The sequence below is a fragment of the Streptomyces sp. H27-H5 genome (assembly GCF_026627505.1).
Lineage (GTDB): Bacteria > Actinomycetota > Actinomycetes > Streptomycetales > Streptomycetaceae > Streptomyces.
On sequence record NZ_JAPNLK010000082.1, the window covers coordinates 1 to 14,262 of the forward strand.

Consider the following 14,262-nt stretch of genomic DNA (forward strand, 5'->3'; position numbering starts at 1 on the left):
CCGGCACCGACATCGGCCACCCCAACGACGCCTTCGACACCGCCGCCATCGTCCACCTCGCCGACCACGAGGCGTGACCGCACCCAACCCGCCCAACCGGAAAAGGACCTGCAACGCGCTGCACTAGCATCGAGAGCAGGAAGTCACGGACGAGGAAGAGGTAGGGGACATGGACGGGATCCGAGCGATGTTCGAGGGCATGCCGTGGTGGGTCAAGTGGATCGCCGTTCCCCTGCTGGCTCTGCTCGTCTTCGGCGGTGTGATCACGACCGTTCTCGGCACGCTGATCGCGCTCGTCTTCAAGCTGCTGCTCTTCGTCGCCCTGGTCGGCGGTCTGATCTTCGTGGTCAAGAAGTTCACCGGCGCCGGTTCGAAGTCCTCCTCCCGGGACTGGTAGGACAACCGGATCGACCGTCACCGGGATTGAGCCAGGAGGGGGAACGTGACGTGTGAAACCGTCCATACCCCAGGAATCGGCGGATAGAGTGGCAATCTGTGCCGTTCCCGGGGCACCGAAAAGCCGGTACGGCCGCTCTGACCCGCGGCTATGACGCATAGCCGACACGTGTGACCCCCAGGATCACGGCATGTGCGGGGGTGGCCCCCGCAGAGCGGGCCCTCAAGGCCCGCGCCATGCCTGGGGGTGAGCTTTGTCTTCGGTTCCCAATTCCGCTGTACCGACTCTGATCGGTTCGGTGCAGCGGGCGCTGAGACTGCTCGAAGCCGTGGCCTCCCACAGCGGGGGAGCGCCGGCGAAGCAACTGGCGCGCGAAGCCGGGCTCCCGCTTCCCACCGCGTATCACCTGCTGCGCACCCTGACCCACGAGGGCTATCTGCGCAGGGAGGGCGGAGTCTTCGTACTCGGCGATGCCGCGGGCCGGCTGGCCGTTGGGGGACTTCAGCAGAAACGTCGCAGCATGATCCTCGATTCGCTCGCCCACTTCCGCGACGCCGTGGGGGCTCCCGTCTACTTCGCGGTTTTCCGCGAGGGTGAGATCGAGGTCGTGGGTGTCTCGGACACCCCGTCCAGCCCGGCCTGCGAGGAGTGGGCGGACTTCCGTGAGACCGGCCACGCTCACGCCATCGGCCAGTGCCTGTTGGGCCAGCTCGACGACGATACGCGCAAGGACTACTACGAGCGGCACCCGGTTGAGCCCATCACCCCGTACACGGTGCGGGACATGCGCTCCCTGGAGCAGCGCATCGGATCCCTGGGGCGGATGCAGCCGGTTGTCGAGCGGCAGGAGTACTCCCTCGGCACGGTGTGCGCGGCCATCCCGATCACGGCGGGTGACACCGCCGCGACGATGGCCATTTCTCTCCCCCTGCACCAGGAGGGCGAGTTGCTCTATGTAGCCAATCGACTACGGAGTGAAGTAGGCGCGCTGTTGAGCACCCTCTCCTTCTCTATCAGTATCTGAAAACTCACTCCTTGTGATCTGCAAGCACTTCCACCACTCTTGTCAAGAGGCCTCGAGGGACCATTCCTGGCCACTTCCATGACAGCGGGGTAGGCAATGCGCGAGTCCGTACAGGCAGAGGTCATGATGAAGTTCCTCGTCTCCGAGGAGCTTTCGTTCCGCATCCCGGTGGAACTCCGGTACGACGCTCACGACCCCTACGCGGTGCGCCTGACCTTCCACCTCCCCGGAGACGCGCCTGTGACCTGGGCATTCGGCCGAGAACTGCTCCTCGACGGCATCAACAAGGCCTGCGGGGAAGGTGATGTGCACATCTCTCCCACCGAGCCGGAAGAGCTGTCCGATGTGCACATCCGTCTGCAGGTCGGTGGAGACCGGGCGCTGTTCCGTGCCGGCGCGGCGCCGCTCGTCGCGTTTCTCGACCGGACCGACCGGCTCGTTCCGCTCGGTCAGGAGCGCACTCTGAGTGACTTCGAGGGGAACCTCGACGAGGCGCTCGGCAAGATCCTGGACGAATCCCAGCAGAACGAGCGGAACGCGGGCTGAGCGGCCGCCCCGTTCGCCGCGTTCACCACCCGCCGTTGCCCCGGTCCGGTCCCACCCCGACGTTCAGCGCTTGCGCCGCCGTCCCCTGCCGCCACGTACCGGCCCCGCGGCCGGCGTGGTGTCCGGAGCGCCCGGGCGGTCGGCGGAGACCACCAGAGCGGCCAGTGCCGTGGTGACCGGTACCGAGGCCACGAGCCCGATCGAGCCCACGAGGGTCCGTACGATCTCCTCCGCGACCAGTTCGCTGTTGGCGACCGACCCCATGCTGCTGTTCGCGATCGAGAACAGCAGGAGCAGGGGCAGCGCCGCGCCCGCGTAAGCCAGTACCAGCGTGTTGACCACGGACGCGATGTGGTCGCGGCCGATCCGGATGCCCGCCCGGTACAGGGCGCGCGGGCCCATCTTCGGGTCGGCCTGGTGGAGTTCCCAGACGGCCGAGGTCTGGGTGACCGTCACGTCGTCGAGGACGCCGAGGGAACCGATGATCACGCCTGCGAGCAACAGGCCGCTCATGTCGATCTCCGGGTAAAGACCGTGGATCAGGCCGGTGTTGTCGTCGGTGTTGCCGCTGAGGAACGCCCAGCCGATGAACCAGGACCCCAACAGGCCGATCAGCAGGAGCGAGACGAGCGTGCCGAGCACGGCGACCGAGGTGCGCGCGGTCAGCCCGTGACACATGTAGAGGGCGATCAGCATGATCGCGCTGGCCCCGATGACCGCGACGAGCAGGGGGTTGGACCCCTGGAGGATCGCCGGGAGGATGAAGAGGGTCAGGACGGTGAAGCTGACAGCGAGCGCGATCAGCGCGAACAACCCACGCATCCGCCCGACGACGACGACCGCGATGGCGAAGATCCCGGCGAGCAGCGCCATCGGGAACTTCCGATTGACGTCGATCACGGAGTACTGGAGGTCCCGGGGGGCGTCCGGGGCGTACGCGACCACCACTTCCTGATCCTTCGCCAACTGGCGCGGAGCGCCGGGCTGAACGATCTCGAAGAAGGTCCGGCCCTTGTCGGGGCCGCCGGTGACCTCGACGGTGGCCTTCTTGCACTCACCGGTCTGCGAGGCCTGGGCCTCCCGGCCCTCGGGGGTCGAGGTGTCGCCCGTGGAGGGCACCTGCGAGGCGTTCACCGACTTGCAGTCGACCTGCGCCAGGGTGACGACCTTCCCCTGCTGGGTCTGGCGGTCGAACCCGACGCCGGTCCGCTCGTGGGCGGGGGCACCCCCCGGCCAGAGGATCACCATGCCGATGAAGACCGCGGTGGCGAAGGGGATCAGTACGGCCGCGATGACCTTGCGCAGGTGCTTGGAAACGGGAGCGGCCGGGCCGTGGCTGTGGCTGTGGGAATGTCCGTGGGAGGGGCTTGGCACATGCCCGTAGGGGGCGTGTTCGTGGCCGGTGTGACCGGTGTGCTCAACGGGTTCGGTGGGGGGCTGCGGCGAGGTCGTCACCGGCCGATCATCGCAAGAGATGAGGGGGCCCACTGTTCAGCACGCCACAGATGACGCTAGCGTGGGGGCACCTTTGCACAACGCGGGAGCTCGGAGCACCGGGCTGAGAGGACGCTGATCACCGTACGCACGTCGTCACGACGTACGGGAAGAGGCTGCGTCGACCGCCGAACCTGTTACCGGGTAATGCCGGCGTAGGGAGATCAGGTCTCATGACCATTCAGGACGCACGCACGCCTGCCGTCAGCCAGGACGCCGACGGCCAGACCGAGCGCCAGCCCGGCTGGCACAAGGGATACCTGGCGGGCTCCCGGCCCGACATCCGGGTGCCGGTCCGCCAGGTCCACCTCACCAACGGCAAGGACGTGACGCTCTACGACACGTCCGGTCCGTATACCGACCCCCAGATCGAGACGGACGTCCGTCGGGGTCTCGCTCCGCTCCGCGAGAACTGGATCATCGGTCGCGGCGACACCGAGGAGTACTCGGGCCGTCCCGTGCGCCCCGAGGACGACGGCATCAAGCACACGTCGCCCCGCGGCGGTCTCAAGAACCTCGACGCGGTCTTCCCGGGCCGGCCCCGTCAGCCCCGCCGGGGCCGCGGCGGCGCCGCCGTCACGCAGCTCGCGTACGCCCGACGGGGCGAGATCACCCCGGAGATGGAGTACGTCGCGATCCGCGAGAACGTCTCCCCCGAGGTCGTCCGTGAGGAGATCGCGGCAGGTCGCGCGGTGCTTCCGGCGAACGTGAACCACCCGGAGATCGAGCCGATGATCATCGGCAAGCGCTTCCTGGTGAAGGTCAACGCCAACATCGGCAACTCGGCGGTCACCTCCTCCATCGAGGAGGAGGTGGACAAGATGACCTGGGCGACCAAGTGGGGCGCCGACACGGTCATGGACCTCTCCACCGGCCGCAACATCCACACCACGCGTGAGTGGGTACTGCGCAATTCCCCCGTCCCGATCGGCACCGTGCCGCTGTACCAGGCGCTGGAGAAGGTCGACGGCCGTGCCGAGGACCTGACGTGGGAGATCTACAAGGACACGGTCATCGAGCAGGCCGAACAGGGCGTCGACTACATGACGGTGCACGCCGGCGTACTGCTGCCGTACGTGCCGCTGACCGCCCGTCGCAAGACCGGCATCGTCTCGCGCGGCGGCTCGATCATGGCGGCGTGGTGCCTCGCGCACCACAAGGAGAACTTCCTCTACACGAACTTCGAGGAGCTCTGCGAGATCCTGGCGACGTACGACGTCACGTACTCGCTGGGTGACGGCCTGCGCCCCGGATCCATCGCCGACGCGAACGACGAGGCGCAGTTCGCCGAGTTGAGGACGCTGGGCGAGCTGAACACCATCGCCAAGCGGCACAACGTCCAGACGATGATCGAGGGCCCGGGCCACGTCCCGATGCACAAGATCAAGGAGAACATCGACCTTCAGCAGGAGATCTGCGAGGAGGCGCCGTTCTACACGCTCGGCCCGCTGACGACCGACGTCGCTCCCGCGTACGACCACATCACCTCCGGCATCGGCGCGGCCATGATCGCCTGGTGGGGCACCGCAATGCTCTGCTACGTGACGCCCAAGGAGCACCTGGGTCTGCCCAACCGGGACGACGTGAAGACCGGTGTCATCACGTACAAGATCTCCGCGCACGCGGCCGACCTGGCCAAGGGGCACCCGGGCGCCCAGGAGTGGGACGACGCCCTGTCGGACGCCCGGTTCGAGTTCCGGTGGGAGGACCAGTTCAACCTGGCCCTCGACCCGGACACGGCCCGCTCCTTCCACGACGAGACCCTCCCGGCGGAGCCGGCCAAGACCGCGCACTTCTGCTCCATGTGCGGTCCCAAGTTCTGCTCGATGAAGATCTCCCAGGACATCCGCCGAGAGCACGGTGGTGACCTGAAGGCGGACGAGATCCAGGCGGGCATGGCGGAGAAGTCCGCCGAGTTCGCCGCCTCGGGCAACCGCGTCTACCTGCCGCTGGCGGACTGACGCAGGGCGCGGTGCCGCCGTTGTCCGGACCGGGGGGATCGGACAGCGGCGGCACCTTCGCCCGTCGGTGGTGACATTCGCACCTCGAATCCCTTGCGTTCGAGTGTGCTTCAACTCCTAGAGTCCACCGCCATGACCATGCGATACAGGAATCTGGGCGGGACCGGCATCGAGGTGAGTGCGCACTGCCTCGGCACGATGATGTTCGGGGCCGTGGGGAACCCGGATCACGAGGAGTGCGTACGGATCATCCACGCCGCGCTCGACCGGGGGATCAACTTCGTCGACACCGCGGACATGTACTCCGCGGGCGAGTCGGAGCTGATCGTCGGCAAGGCACTCAAGGGGCGTCGCGACGACGTCGTGCTCGCCACGAAGGTGCACTTCCAGATGGGGGAGGGACGCAACCGCAGCGGGAACTCGCGGCGGTGGATCGTCCGGGGCGTGGAGGACAGCCTGCGGAGGCTGGACACCGACTGGATCGACCTCTACCAGGTACACCGGCCCGACCACGGCACCGACGTCGAGGAGACCCTGGCCGTACTCGGTGACCTGGTGCGGGCCGGCAAGATCCGGGCCTTCGGGTGCTCCACCTTCCCCGCCGAGGAACTCGTCGAGGCGTACCACGTCTCGGAGCGCCGAGCGCTGCCGAGGTTCCGCACGGAGCAGCCGCCGTACTCGATCCTCGCGCGCGGCATCGAGGCCGACGTGCTCCCCGTGGCCCGGCGCCAGGGGATGGGCGTCCTGACCTGGAGCCCGCTCGCGTCCGGATTCCTGAGCGGCAGGTACCGGCTCGGTGGACCGGTCGACCTCACGTCGGGGCGGGCGGCGCTGACGCCCGCCCGGTTCGATCCGGCGATTCCCGGCAACGTCGCGAAGCTGGAAGCCGTGGAACGGCTCGTCGAGTTGGCCGACGAGATCGGCTGCTCACTCCCGGAACTCGCGGTGGCCTTCCCGGTGGCGCACCCGGCCGTCACCTCGGTGATCATCGGTCCCCGCACCATGGAGCAGATGGAGTCGCTGGTCGACGGGGCGGGCCTGGTCCTCGACGACGCGGCGCTCGACCGGATCGACGAGATCGTGCCGCCGGGCCACAACCTCTACCAGCCCGACGGCGTCTGGCGCCCGACGGCGCTCACGCAGGTCGCGCAGCGGCGGCGGACGCTCGGGGACCGCTCGGCGGGTTAGGCGCCGGAGTCGTGCGATGTTTCACGTGAAACAGACCCGGATGTTTCACGTGAAGCAGGCATCACGGACCGGACGGGGGCGCGGGAGACGGCGAACCCGCGGTTGACCTCGGTCTGCCGTCGATAGGTCTCCGGCAGATCGGGCATGGCGAGGAGCCGGTCACAGGCGAGGAGGGAGCCGGCCATGTCCCCCACCCAGTACGAGGTGATCGAGTGCTCGAAAGCAGCCCCCACCGGTACACCCAGGGCTGGACGCCGTACGGAGTCGAGGCAGCGTTCGATGACGGCGGCCTCGTTCTTTCAGATCATGCAGAGGCAAATGGTCGGGTTCACGGCCGCTGACCCTGGGGACGGTCTCGCGGGGCCGTGGCACGGCACGCCGGTGCGCGGCCCGCGTGGACCCCGGAGGCACGGCCAAGTGGCTGCGCCCGATGGGCCGTTCCGCCCCACGTGGGCGGCCTCCGATCAGGTCACTCCGATTCGTGGTCCGGGCCTCCGAAGTCCGGGCTGGTGAAGTCCGGCGGCGAGTAGCCGGGCCGGGTGGCCCCGCCGGAGGTGCCGGGACTCGTGAAGTCCGGTGCGGTGTAACCGAGGTTGGGCATCCGGCTGGACGGAAGACGTCGGACGGGCGAGCCCGGGCGTGTGCTCGGGTCGGCCAAGGCGTCTCGCAGGAACGGCATGATGCCCCGTTCCAGCAGGGCGTTGCGCCAGGCCTCCCGTGCGCGGGAGAGCTCGTCGGGTATCGCCACGGTCTCCTCGGCCGCCACCTCGGTGGAGCTGTTGCGGATCGCGGTCACCAACAGCCCGATCACCGCGAACAGCAGTGCGGCCACGGTGAGGGCGCCGAACAGCCAACCCGCCGTCAGCATCGTTTTGGCGAAGGCGGGTTCGGGATCGAGCATCTTGAGGCTGTAGCCCACCAGCAGGAAGATCAGCATGGCGGTGCCGGCCAAGACGGGCGCGAGGACGGCCACGATGGCGCTCACTCCCGCCCCGCCGTCCTGCCCGTCGCCCTGGTGCTCTCCGCCCCTTCCCGAGGCCGTCAGGGCCTCGTCGCGCAGGTCCTCGCGGACCTTCACGAAGTGGTCGTACTCGGCGGCGGCCGCCGCCGTCAGGATCGCGCTGGCGCCCATGGCCATGGTGCGCAACTGTTCGGCGTTCAGTCGTTCGCCCAGGGCGGCGAGTTCGGGCCGTTCGTTCGCTGTGCGCAGCGCCTCGTCGAGGAGCCGATCGAACTCCGGTCGGTCTTCGGTGAGCAGGTGCGGAGCGCTGGTCATGTGCATCCCCCGATGCTCCGTACAAGCCGGTATGCCCGCGTAGACCCGGGCGCCGGCACAAACGGAGGAGAGCCTGCTACGGATAGAGCGATGGTAGAGCGACCATGCCACGCCGTGACAGGGGCTTTCCGGAAATACCCCGCTCAGCGAACGCTCAGTCGCGCAGAGGCAGCTGTACGACGAGGAGCTTTCCGGCCATCGTGACCCCGCCGTCCATCGCGATGGCCAGCCTGTCCGCGTACACGTGCGGGCCGTCCACGACCTCGGGGCCCCGCGGCTCGTCGCCGTCCTCGGTGCCCACCTCACCCAACAGGTACGGGATGGGGCTGTGTCCGTGTACGACGCGGCCACCTCCGTAGGTGCCCAGGAGTTCCCGCACGGCCTGCGGGCCGGTTTCCTCGTCGCGGAAGGCGAACCGCTTGGTGAACTTTCGGAAGAGGTCCCACGTGATGTCTGCGTCGTTGCGGTTGAGTAGCTCGTGGATGGTGTCGTTGACGTCCTCGATGGAGCTGCCGTAGTCGAGGTAGGCGGTGGTGTCGGAGTGCAGCAGCAGGTGCCCGTCCTCCAGGGTGGCCGCGTCGAGCCGCGACATCCACTGGAGGTGCACGTCCTCCAAGCGCTCCATGTCGGTGCGCTGACCGCCGTTGAGCAGCCAGGCGGCCTGGAAGGTGGCGGTGCCGGCGCCGGAGTGGATCGGGGTGTCGCCGAAGCGCTTGGCGCCGATGAGCAGCAGCTCGTGGTTGCCCATGAGGGCCTTGCAGTAGCCGCCCGCGGCGGCGGCCTCGGCGGAGAGCCGCATGACCAGGTCGATGACCCCGATGCCGTCGGGTCCCCGGTCGGTGAAGTCCCCGAGGAACCAGAGCCGGGCGTTGCCCGCGGACCACCGTCGGTCGGCGTCGATGAGGTTCTGCGCCTGGAGTTCGGTGACGAGTTCGTCCAGGTAGCCGTGTACGTCGCCCACGACGTACAGCGGGCCGGGCCCGGGCGCCGCGGTCTCCTGGGGGACGTAGTGGACCTGGACGGTGTCGCCGGGGCCGCCCTGTGCGCCCCGGCCGATGACGGGCAGGTCGCGCTGCGTGGGCGTGTACCCCTCGGGGTCCTCGTCCTCGGCCGGCGCGGGCGCGTCCGGCACGTCCGACGCGACGGGCGCGAGGCCCGGGTACGCGCCGACGACCCTTTGGTGAGGCACGTGTTCGACCTCCGGGCGCACCGCGACGCGGTCCGTCGGGTGGGTGCCGGGCTCCGTCCGGTACTCGGGCAGCCCGTGTCCGGGCGCGCCCTCGCCGTAGTACGCGGGGTACTCGCCGTACACCGGCTGCTCGCCGGACAAGCCGACGGCCGCCGCGTACGGGGCGGGTTCGATGACCGGCACGCGGAAGTCTCGCAGCGTGTCCGTCCGCATCGCGGGTCCCTGACCGGCCCCCTGAGTCATCGACCCCTCCACCACCGTCGCGCTGCCGTACACCTGCGGACCCTCTGACCTCCGGTCGGAGGGTCCGTGATGTCGTGCGCCCATCATAGGAATGCGGCTCGCGCTCTGTGACGCACCAGGGGTGGTGAATCCTGGCCGGAGCCGGTCCTTCCTGCCACTTTCTACCGATATCGGTGTGGTTGAAATCTTTGACGGGGCTGTCGGCCCCGTCGGTGTGGCGTCCGCCGCCGCCGATTCGACCCGCCGAGCGGTCAGTCCTGGGCAGGTGAGCGGGGCGGGCTGACGGTCGTGCGGGGCTGCCTGCGCTGTGAGGAGGTACGGATGATCAGTTCGGTCGGGACGACCTGTTCGACGGGCCGGCCGGTGTCGACTCCCTCGATCGCGTCGATGAGCAACTGCACGACGGCCGTGCCGATGCGCCGCGGTTTCAGGGAGAGGGTGGTGATCGGCGGTTCGGTGTTCGCGTACACGGTCGATTCGCTGCAGCACACGAGCAACAGGTCCTCGGGAACACGCAGCCCGTAGCGCCGGGCGGCGGCGAGCAGATCGGTGCCGTTGGGGTCGAAGAGCCCGTAGACGGCGTCGGGTCGGTCGGGTCGGGCGAGCAGCCGGTCGGCGGCGACCGCACCCGCGCACGGGTCGTGGGCGGGGTAGGACTCGTAGACGGGGTCTTGGCCGACGCGCTCGCACCAGTTGAGGTAGGCGGTGGTGGAGAGCCGTGTGTAGGTGTCGGTGGTGGTGCCGGTGAGCAACCCGATCCGGCGGGCGCCCGCGGCGGCGAGGTGGTCGAGCAGGTTGAGTACGGCGGCCTCGTGGTCGTTGTCGACCCAGGCGGTGACGGGGAGGGACCCGGCCGGTCGGCCGTCGGAGACCACGGGCAGGCCCTGGCGGACGAGCTCGCTGACCACGGGGTCGTGGTCGGAGGGGTCGATCACGACGGTGCCGTCGAGGGCCACGTTGGACCAGACGTCGTGTCGTGAGGTGGCGGGCAGGATGACGAGGGCGTAGCCGCGGGCGAGCGCGGCGGAGGTCGCCGCCCTCGCCATCTCCGCGAAGTACGCGAATTCGGTGAAGGTGAAAGGTTCATCCCCGTACGTGGTCACGGTCAGGCCGATGAGGCCCGACTTGCCCGTGCGGAGGGTTCGGGCGGCGGCGGACGGGCGGTAGCCCAGACGGTCGGCGACCTCGCGAACGTGGCGACGGGTGGCGTCGGGCAGCCGCCCCTTGCCATTGAGCGCGTCGGAGACGGTCGTGATGGAGACGCCCGCCGCGGCGGCCACGTCTCTGATGCCGGCCCGGCCCTGTCGGCCGCCGGTCCGCCGGGTGGTCTCGGTCCGGCTCACCTGATGCTTCCCTGCTGCTGTCATGGCGAGCCGATAGTAGGGCTCGTGGAGGCGGCTGGTCCGGGTGCATATGCACGCGTTGACAGGCACGTTTCTGCATGGTTCGCCACCCTCAATGACCTTGGAAAAGAAGGCTTCTGGTTGCGTGGAGTGAGATTGGAGCTTGTCGGCGGGTACGGGCATGCCAAAACGGGGCGCCGTCTGGTCGGTGGCAACTCACCTGGACGAGGGATGCGCGCCACGGCGCAGGCCACCAGCGCGCGCATATATGCGCGCGCTCCCCCTGTGATCCTGGCGCCCGCCATTCTCGGATCGGCGGAATCCTCATAAGGTGTGCAGCATTGAGTCGACGGCGACGTCGACGGGACGGTCGAGGAGGACCTGCGGTGAGCGAGAAGAGCCCGAGGCTGCGCGCCGAGCTGGACGGCATCCCCACCTACAAGCCGGGCAAGCCCGCGGCCGCGGGTGGACCCGTCGCGTTCAAGTTGTCCTCGAACGAGAATCCGTACCCGCCGCTGCCCGGCGTCCTGGAGACGGCCGTCGCGGCGGCCGGTCGTTTCAACCGCTACCCGGACATGGCCTGCACGGGCCTGGTGAACGAGCTCGCGGAGCGGTTCGGGGTTCCGGTCGAGCACATCGCGACGGGCACCGGCTCGGTCGGGGTGGCGCAGTCGCTGATCCAGTCGACGGCCGGCCCGGGCGACGAGGTCATGTACGCCTGGCGGTCCTTCGAGGCCTACCCGATCATCACGCAGATCTCGGGCGCCACGTCCGTGCAGGTGCCGCTGACCGACGGGGACGTGCACGACCTGGACGCGATGTACGCCGCGATCACCGAGCGGACCCGTCTGATTTTCGTCTGCAACCCCAACAACCCCACCGGTACCGCGGTGCGCCGGGCGGAGCTGGAGCGGTTCCTGGACCGGGTGCCCTCGGACATCCTGGTGGTGCTGGACGAGGCGTACCGCGAGTTCGTGCGTGACACGGATGTTCCGGACGGCATCGAGCTCTACCGCGATCGTCCCAACGTGTGCGTGCTGCGTACGTTCTCCAAGGCCTACGGGCTGGCCGGCCTGCGCGTCGGTTTCGCGGTGGCGCACGAGCCGGTCGCCGCCGCGCTGCGCAAGACGGCGGTCCCGTTCGGCGTCAGCCAGCTCGCACAGGACGCGGCGGTCGCCTCGCTGCGCGCCGAGGACGAGCTGATGGGCCGGGTCGGCGCGCTGGTGGGCGAGCGGGCCCGGGTGCACGCCACGCTGCTCGCGCAGGGCTGGACGGTGGTCCCGGAGACGCAGGCCAACTTCGTGTGGCTGCGGCTGGGTGAGCGGACCGCCGAGTTCGCGGCGGCCTGCGAGAAGGCCGGTGTGGTGGTCCGGCCCTTCGCGGGCGAGGGCCTGCGGGTCACGATCGGTGAGACCGAGGCGAACGACCTCTTCCTGCACGCGGCGGAGGCGTTCCTCAAAGAGCTGTAAGAGCTGTAAGGGCTGTACGGGTTTCAGAGAGCGGGCAGGAGCCCGCGGGACTCGACTACGCGAGTTCCACGCGGATGGGGCCGCCGTCGCGGACGGTGGCCAACAGGCGGGGGTCGCCGTCGAACGAGCCGAGGACGTTGCACGGGCTCGCCAGGCGACTCTCGCCTTCGCGTGAGATGGGCGTGGGGCCGTAGGGCAGCGCGAGCGCGTCGCCGTCGGTCCAGAAGGCGACCGTGCCCGGGTCGACCACCTGTCGGGCGTCGTGTTCCAGATCCACCGAGATCCCGGTGTCGAAGTAGACCTCCTCGCCCCAGGTGTTCGCGGAGGCGGAAATCGGGAGTGCCTCCGCCAGGGCCTTGCTGGTCGGGGTCTCTTCGAGCGTCGCGGTGAGCTGACCCGCAGGCCAGGAGATTCGAATCTTCATGGGCCGCATTCAACAATCTGTTGAATCTGTTGACTAGGGGGGCCCCGCTCAAGCGTCCGAAAACCACGTGCGCCATAATGCTTGTGAATGTGAACGCGTTCACAAGCGTGTACTGCTTCATCCCGTATTGAGCAGTGCACAACGGACAAAGTGCGGCTGTGACCACGGCGACACGAAGGAGACGACGACGTGGACCAAGCTCTGGCGCCAGAGACCCTGGCGCGATGGCAGTTCGGCATCACCACCGTCTATCACTTCCTCTTCGTCCCTCTGACGATCTCGCTCGCCGCGCTGGTCGCGATCTTGCAGACCGCCTGGGTGCGGACCGAGAAGGGGAAGTACCTCAAGGCCACGAAGTTCTGGGGCAAGCTCTTCCTGATCAACATCGCGATGGGCGTCGTCACGGGCATCGTCCAGGAATTCCAGTTCGGCATGAACTGGTCCGACTACTCGCGGTTCGTCGGTGACGTCTTCGGAGCGCCGCTGGCCTTCGAGGCCCTGATCGCCTTCTTCTTCGAGTCCACGTTCATCGGCTTGTGGATCTTCGGGTGGGACAAGCTGCCGAAGAAGATCCACCTGGCCTGCATCTGGATGGTGTCGATCGGCACGATCCTCTCCGCTTACTTCATCCTCGCGGCCAATTCCTGGATGCAGCACCCGGTCGGCTACCGCATCAACGAGAAGACCGGGCGGGCCGAGCTCACCGACTTCCTGCTCGTCCTGACGCAGAACACCGCCCTGGCGCAGGTGTTCCACACCCTCACCGCCGCCCTGCTGACCGGGGGCGCGTTCATGGTGGGCATCGCCGCCTTCCACCTGCTGCGCAAGAAGCACATCCCGGTGATGCGCACCTCGCTGCGGCTGGGCCTGATCGCCGTCGTGGTCGGTGGCCTGCTCACCGCGGTGAGCGGTGACACCCTCGCCAAGATCATGTACAAGCAGCAGCCGATGAAGATGGCGGCCGCCGAGGCGCTGTGGGACGGCGAGAAGGGCGCGCCCTTCTCGATCTTCGCCTACGGCGACGTCGACAAGGGCCACAACAAGGTCGCCATAGAGGTGCCCGGCCTGCTGTCGTTCCTCGCGGACAACACCTTCGACTCCTACGTGCCCGGCATCAACGACGTGAACAAGGCCGAGCAGGAGAAGTACGGGCCCGGCGACTACCGGCCGGAGGTCCCCGTCGCGTACTGGGGCTTCCGCTGGATGATCGGGTTCGGCATGGCGTCCTTCACCATCGGGGCCATCGGTCTCTGGCTGACGCGGCGCAAGTTCATGCTGCCGCCGGCTCTGCGCACCGGTGAGGACGAACGGCCCCATCTGGTGCTGTTCAGGAAGGCGCTGAATCCCCGCTTCACCCGCCTCTACTGGCTCACCGCGATCTGGACGCTCGGCTTCCCGCTGATCGCCAACTCCTGGGGGTGGATCTTCACCGAGATGGGCCGCCAGCCGTGGGTGGTCTACGGGGTCCTGCGCACCCGTGACGCCGTCTCCCCCAGCGTCTCGCAGGGCGAGGTCATCACGTCGATGCTCGTCTTCACGGCCCTCTACGCGGTGCTCGCCGTGATCGAGGTCAAGCTGCTCGTGAAGTACGTCAAGACGGGCCCGCCCGAACTGACGGAAGCCGACCTGAACCCGCCCACCAAGATCGGCGGGGACGACAAGAACTCCGACCGGCCGATGGCCTTCTCGTACTGAGGCTGAGGAGACC

At 68.4% G+C, this 14,262-nt stretch carries 12 protein-coding genes and 1 riboswitch; of the genes, 7 read left to right on the forward strand and 5 right to left on the reverse strand.

Annotated elements, in window-relative coordinates:
- Nucleotides 1-169: 169 nt before the first annotated feature.
- The 3 genes from OTB19_RS31570 (at nt 170) to OTB19_RS31580 (ending at nt 1,967) form a co-directional block, all read left to right on the forward strand.
- Nucleotides 170-397 carry a DUF5326 family protein gene (locus OTB19_RS31570; protein WP_385636373.1) on the forward strand — a complete coding sequence of 76 codons (228 nt, stop codon included), beginning with the start codon at nt 170-172 and terminating at the stop codon, nt 395-397.
- Nucleotides 398-650: 253 nt separating this feature from the next.
- Nucleotides 651-1,421 carry an IclR family transcriptional regulator gene (locus tag OTB19_RS31575; RefSeq protein WP_420716957.1) on the forward strand — a complete coding sequence of 257 codons (771 nt, stop codon included), beginning with the start codon at nt 651-653 and terminating at the stop codon, nt 1,419-1,421.
- Between the two features lie 96 nt (nt 1,422-1,517).
- A complete protein-coding gene (locus OTB19_RS31580) occupies nt 1,518-1,967 on the forward strand; it encodes an SsgA family sporulation/cell division regulator (RefSeq protein WP_267802101.1) in 450 nt (149 codons plus the stop codon).
- Between the two features lie 63 nt (nt 1,968-2,030).
- Here OTB19_RS31580 and OTB19_RS31585 read toward each other — a convergent pair whose 3' ends face one another.
- Nucleotides 2,031-3,422: a YibE/F family protein gene (locus OTB19_RS31585; RefSeq protein WP_420716958.1), complete on the reverse strand. Its 1,392-nt coding sequence runs from the start codon at nt 3,420-3,422 to the stop codon at nt 2,031-2,033.
- A 72-nt stretch (nt 3,423-3,494) separates the two neighbouring features.
- Nucleotides 3,495-3,640: riboswitch (TPP riboswitch) on the forward strand.
- Between OTB19_RS31585 and thiC the strand changes: the two genes are divergently transcribed.
- Together thiC and OTB19_RS31595 are read left to right on the forward strand one after the other, a co-directional pair.
- A complete protein-coding gene (gene thiC / locus OTB19_RS31590) occupies nt 3,635-5,422 on the forward strand; it encodes a phosphomethylpyrimidine synthase ThiC (RefSeq protein WP_267802102.1) in 1,788 nt (595 codons plus the stop codon). It overlaps the preceding riboswitch by 6 nt.
- 138 nt (nt 5,423-5,560) lie before the next feature.
- Entirely contained in the window at nt 5,561-6,610 is a 1,050-nt protein-coding gene (locus OTB19_RS31595) for an aldo/keto reductase (RefSeq protein WP_267802121.1), read from the forward strand.
- Between the two features lie 469 nt (nt 6,611-7,079).
- On the opposite strand, the gene OTB19_RS31600 is transcribed toward OTB19_RS31595, so the two are convergent.
- From OTB19_RS31600 to OTB19_RS31610, 3 genes are all read right to left on the reverse strand, one after another.
- Nucleotides 7,080-7,892, reverse strand: a complete 813-nt coding sequence (locus tag OTB19_RS31600; RefSeq protein WP_267802103.1) for a hypothetical protein — start codon at nt 7,890-7,892, stop codon at nt 7,080-7,082.
- A gap of 148 nt (nt 7,893-8,040) precedes the next feature.
- Complete coding sequence (locus OTB19_RS31605; RefSeq protein ID WP_324290559.1) at nt 8,041-9,318, reverse strand: metallophosphoesterase; 1,278 nt, start codon at nt 9,316-9,318, stop codon at nt 8,041-8,043.
- 251 nt (nt 9,319-9,569) lie between these two features.
- Nucleotides 9,570-10,685, reverse strand: coding sequence for a LacI family DNA-binding transcriptional regulator (locus OTB19_RS31610; protein WP_053684018.1), 1,116 nt, complete (start codon nt 10,683-10,685; stop codon nt 9,570-9,572).
- A 362-nt stretch (nt 10,686-11,047) separates the two neighbouring features.
- Between OTB19_RS31610 and hisC the strand changes: the two genes are divergently transcribed.
- On the forward strand, nt 11,048-12,130 hold the full coding sequence (gene hisC, locus OTB19_RS31615; protein WP_267802104.1) for a histidinol-phosphate transaminase: 1,083 nt from the start codon (nt 11,048-11,050) through the stop codon (nt 12,128-12,130).
- 55 nt (nt 12,131-12,185) lie between these two features.
- On the opposite strand, the gene OTB19_RS31620 is transcribed toward hisC, so the two are convergent.
- The gene (locus tag OTB19_RS31620; RefSeq protein WP_267802105.1) at nt 12,186-12,554 is read right to left on the reverse strand and encodes a cyclophilin-like fold protein; all 369 of its coding nucleotides are present in this window, start codon (nt 12,552-12,554) and stop codon (nt 12,186-12,188) included.
- Between the two features lie 189 nt (nt 12,555-12,743).
- Here OTB19_RS31620 and OTB19_RS31625 point away from each other — a divergent pair, with 189 nt between their 5' ends.
- On the forward strand, nt 12,744-14,249 hold the full coding sequence (locus tag OTB19_RS31625; RefSeq protein WP_267802106.1) for a cytochrome ubiquinol oxidase subunit I: 1,506 nt from the start codon (nt 12,744-12,746) through the stop codon (nt 14,247-14,249).
- Nucleotides 14,250-14,262: the final 13 nt, after the last annotated feature.

What these genes read in the sequence shown, in the direction of transcription:
- OTB19_RS31600 (WP_267802103.1), bottom strand. Translation starts at nt 7,892, where the DNA reads ATGCACATGACCAGCGCTCCGCACCTGCTCACCGAAGACCGACCGGAG.
- OTB19_RS31605 (WP_324290559.1), bottom strand. Translation starts at nt 9,318, where the DNA reads ATGACTCAGGGGGCCGGTCAGGGACCCGCGATGCGGACGGACACGCTG.
- OTB19_RS31595 (WP_267802121.1), top strand. Translation starts at nt 5,561, where the DNA reads ATGCGATACAGGAATCTGGGCGGGACCGGCATCGAGGTGAGTGCGCAC.
- OTB19_RS31620 (WP_267802105.1), bottom strand. Translation starts at nt 12,554, where the DNA reads ATGAAGATTCGAATCTCCTGGCCTGCGGGTCAGCTCACCGCGACGCTC.
- OTB19_RS31610 (WP_053684018.1), bottom strand. Translation starts at nt 10,685, where the DNA reads ATGACAGCAGCAGGGAAGCATCAGGTGAGCCGGACCGAGACCACCCGG.
- thiC (WP_267802102.1), top strand. Translation starts at nt 3,635, where the DNA reads ATGACCATTCAGGACGCACGCACGCCTGCCGTCAGCCAGGACGCCGAC.
- OTB19_RS31580 (WP_267802101.1), top strand. Translation starts at nt 1,518, where the DNA reads ATGCGCGAGTCCGTACAGGCAGAGGTCATGATGAAGTTCCTCGTCTCC.
- OTB19_RS31570 (WP_385636373.1), top strand. Translation starts at nt 170, where the DNA reads ATGGACGGGATCCGAGCGATGTTCGAGGGCATGCCGTGGTGGGTCAAG.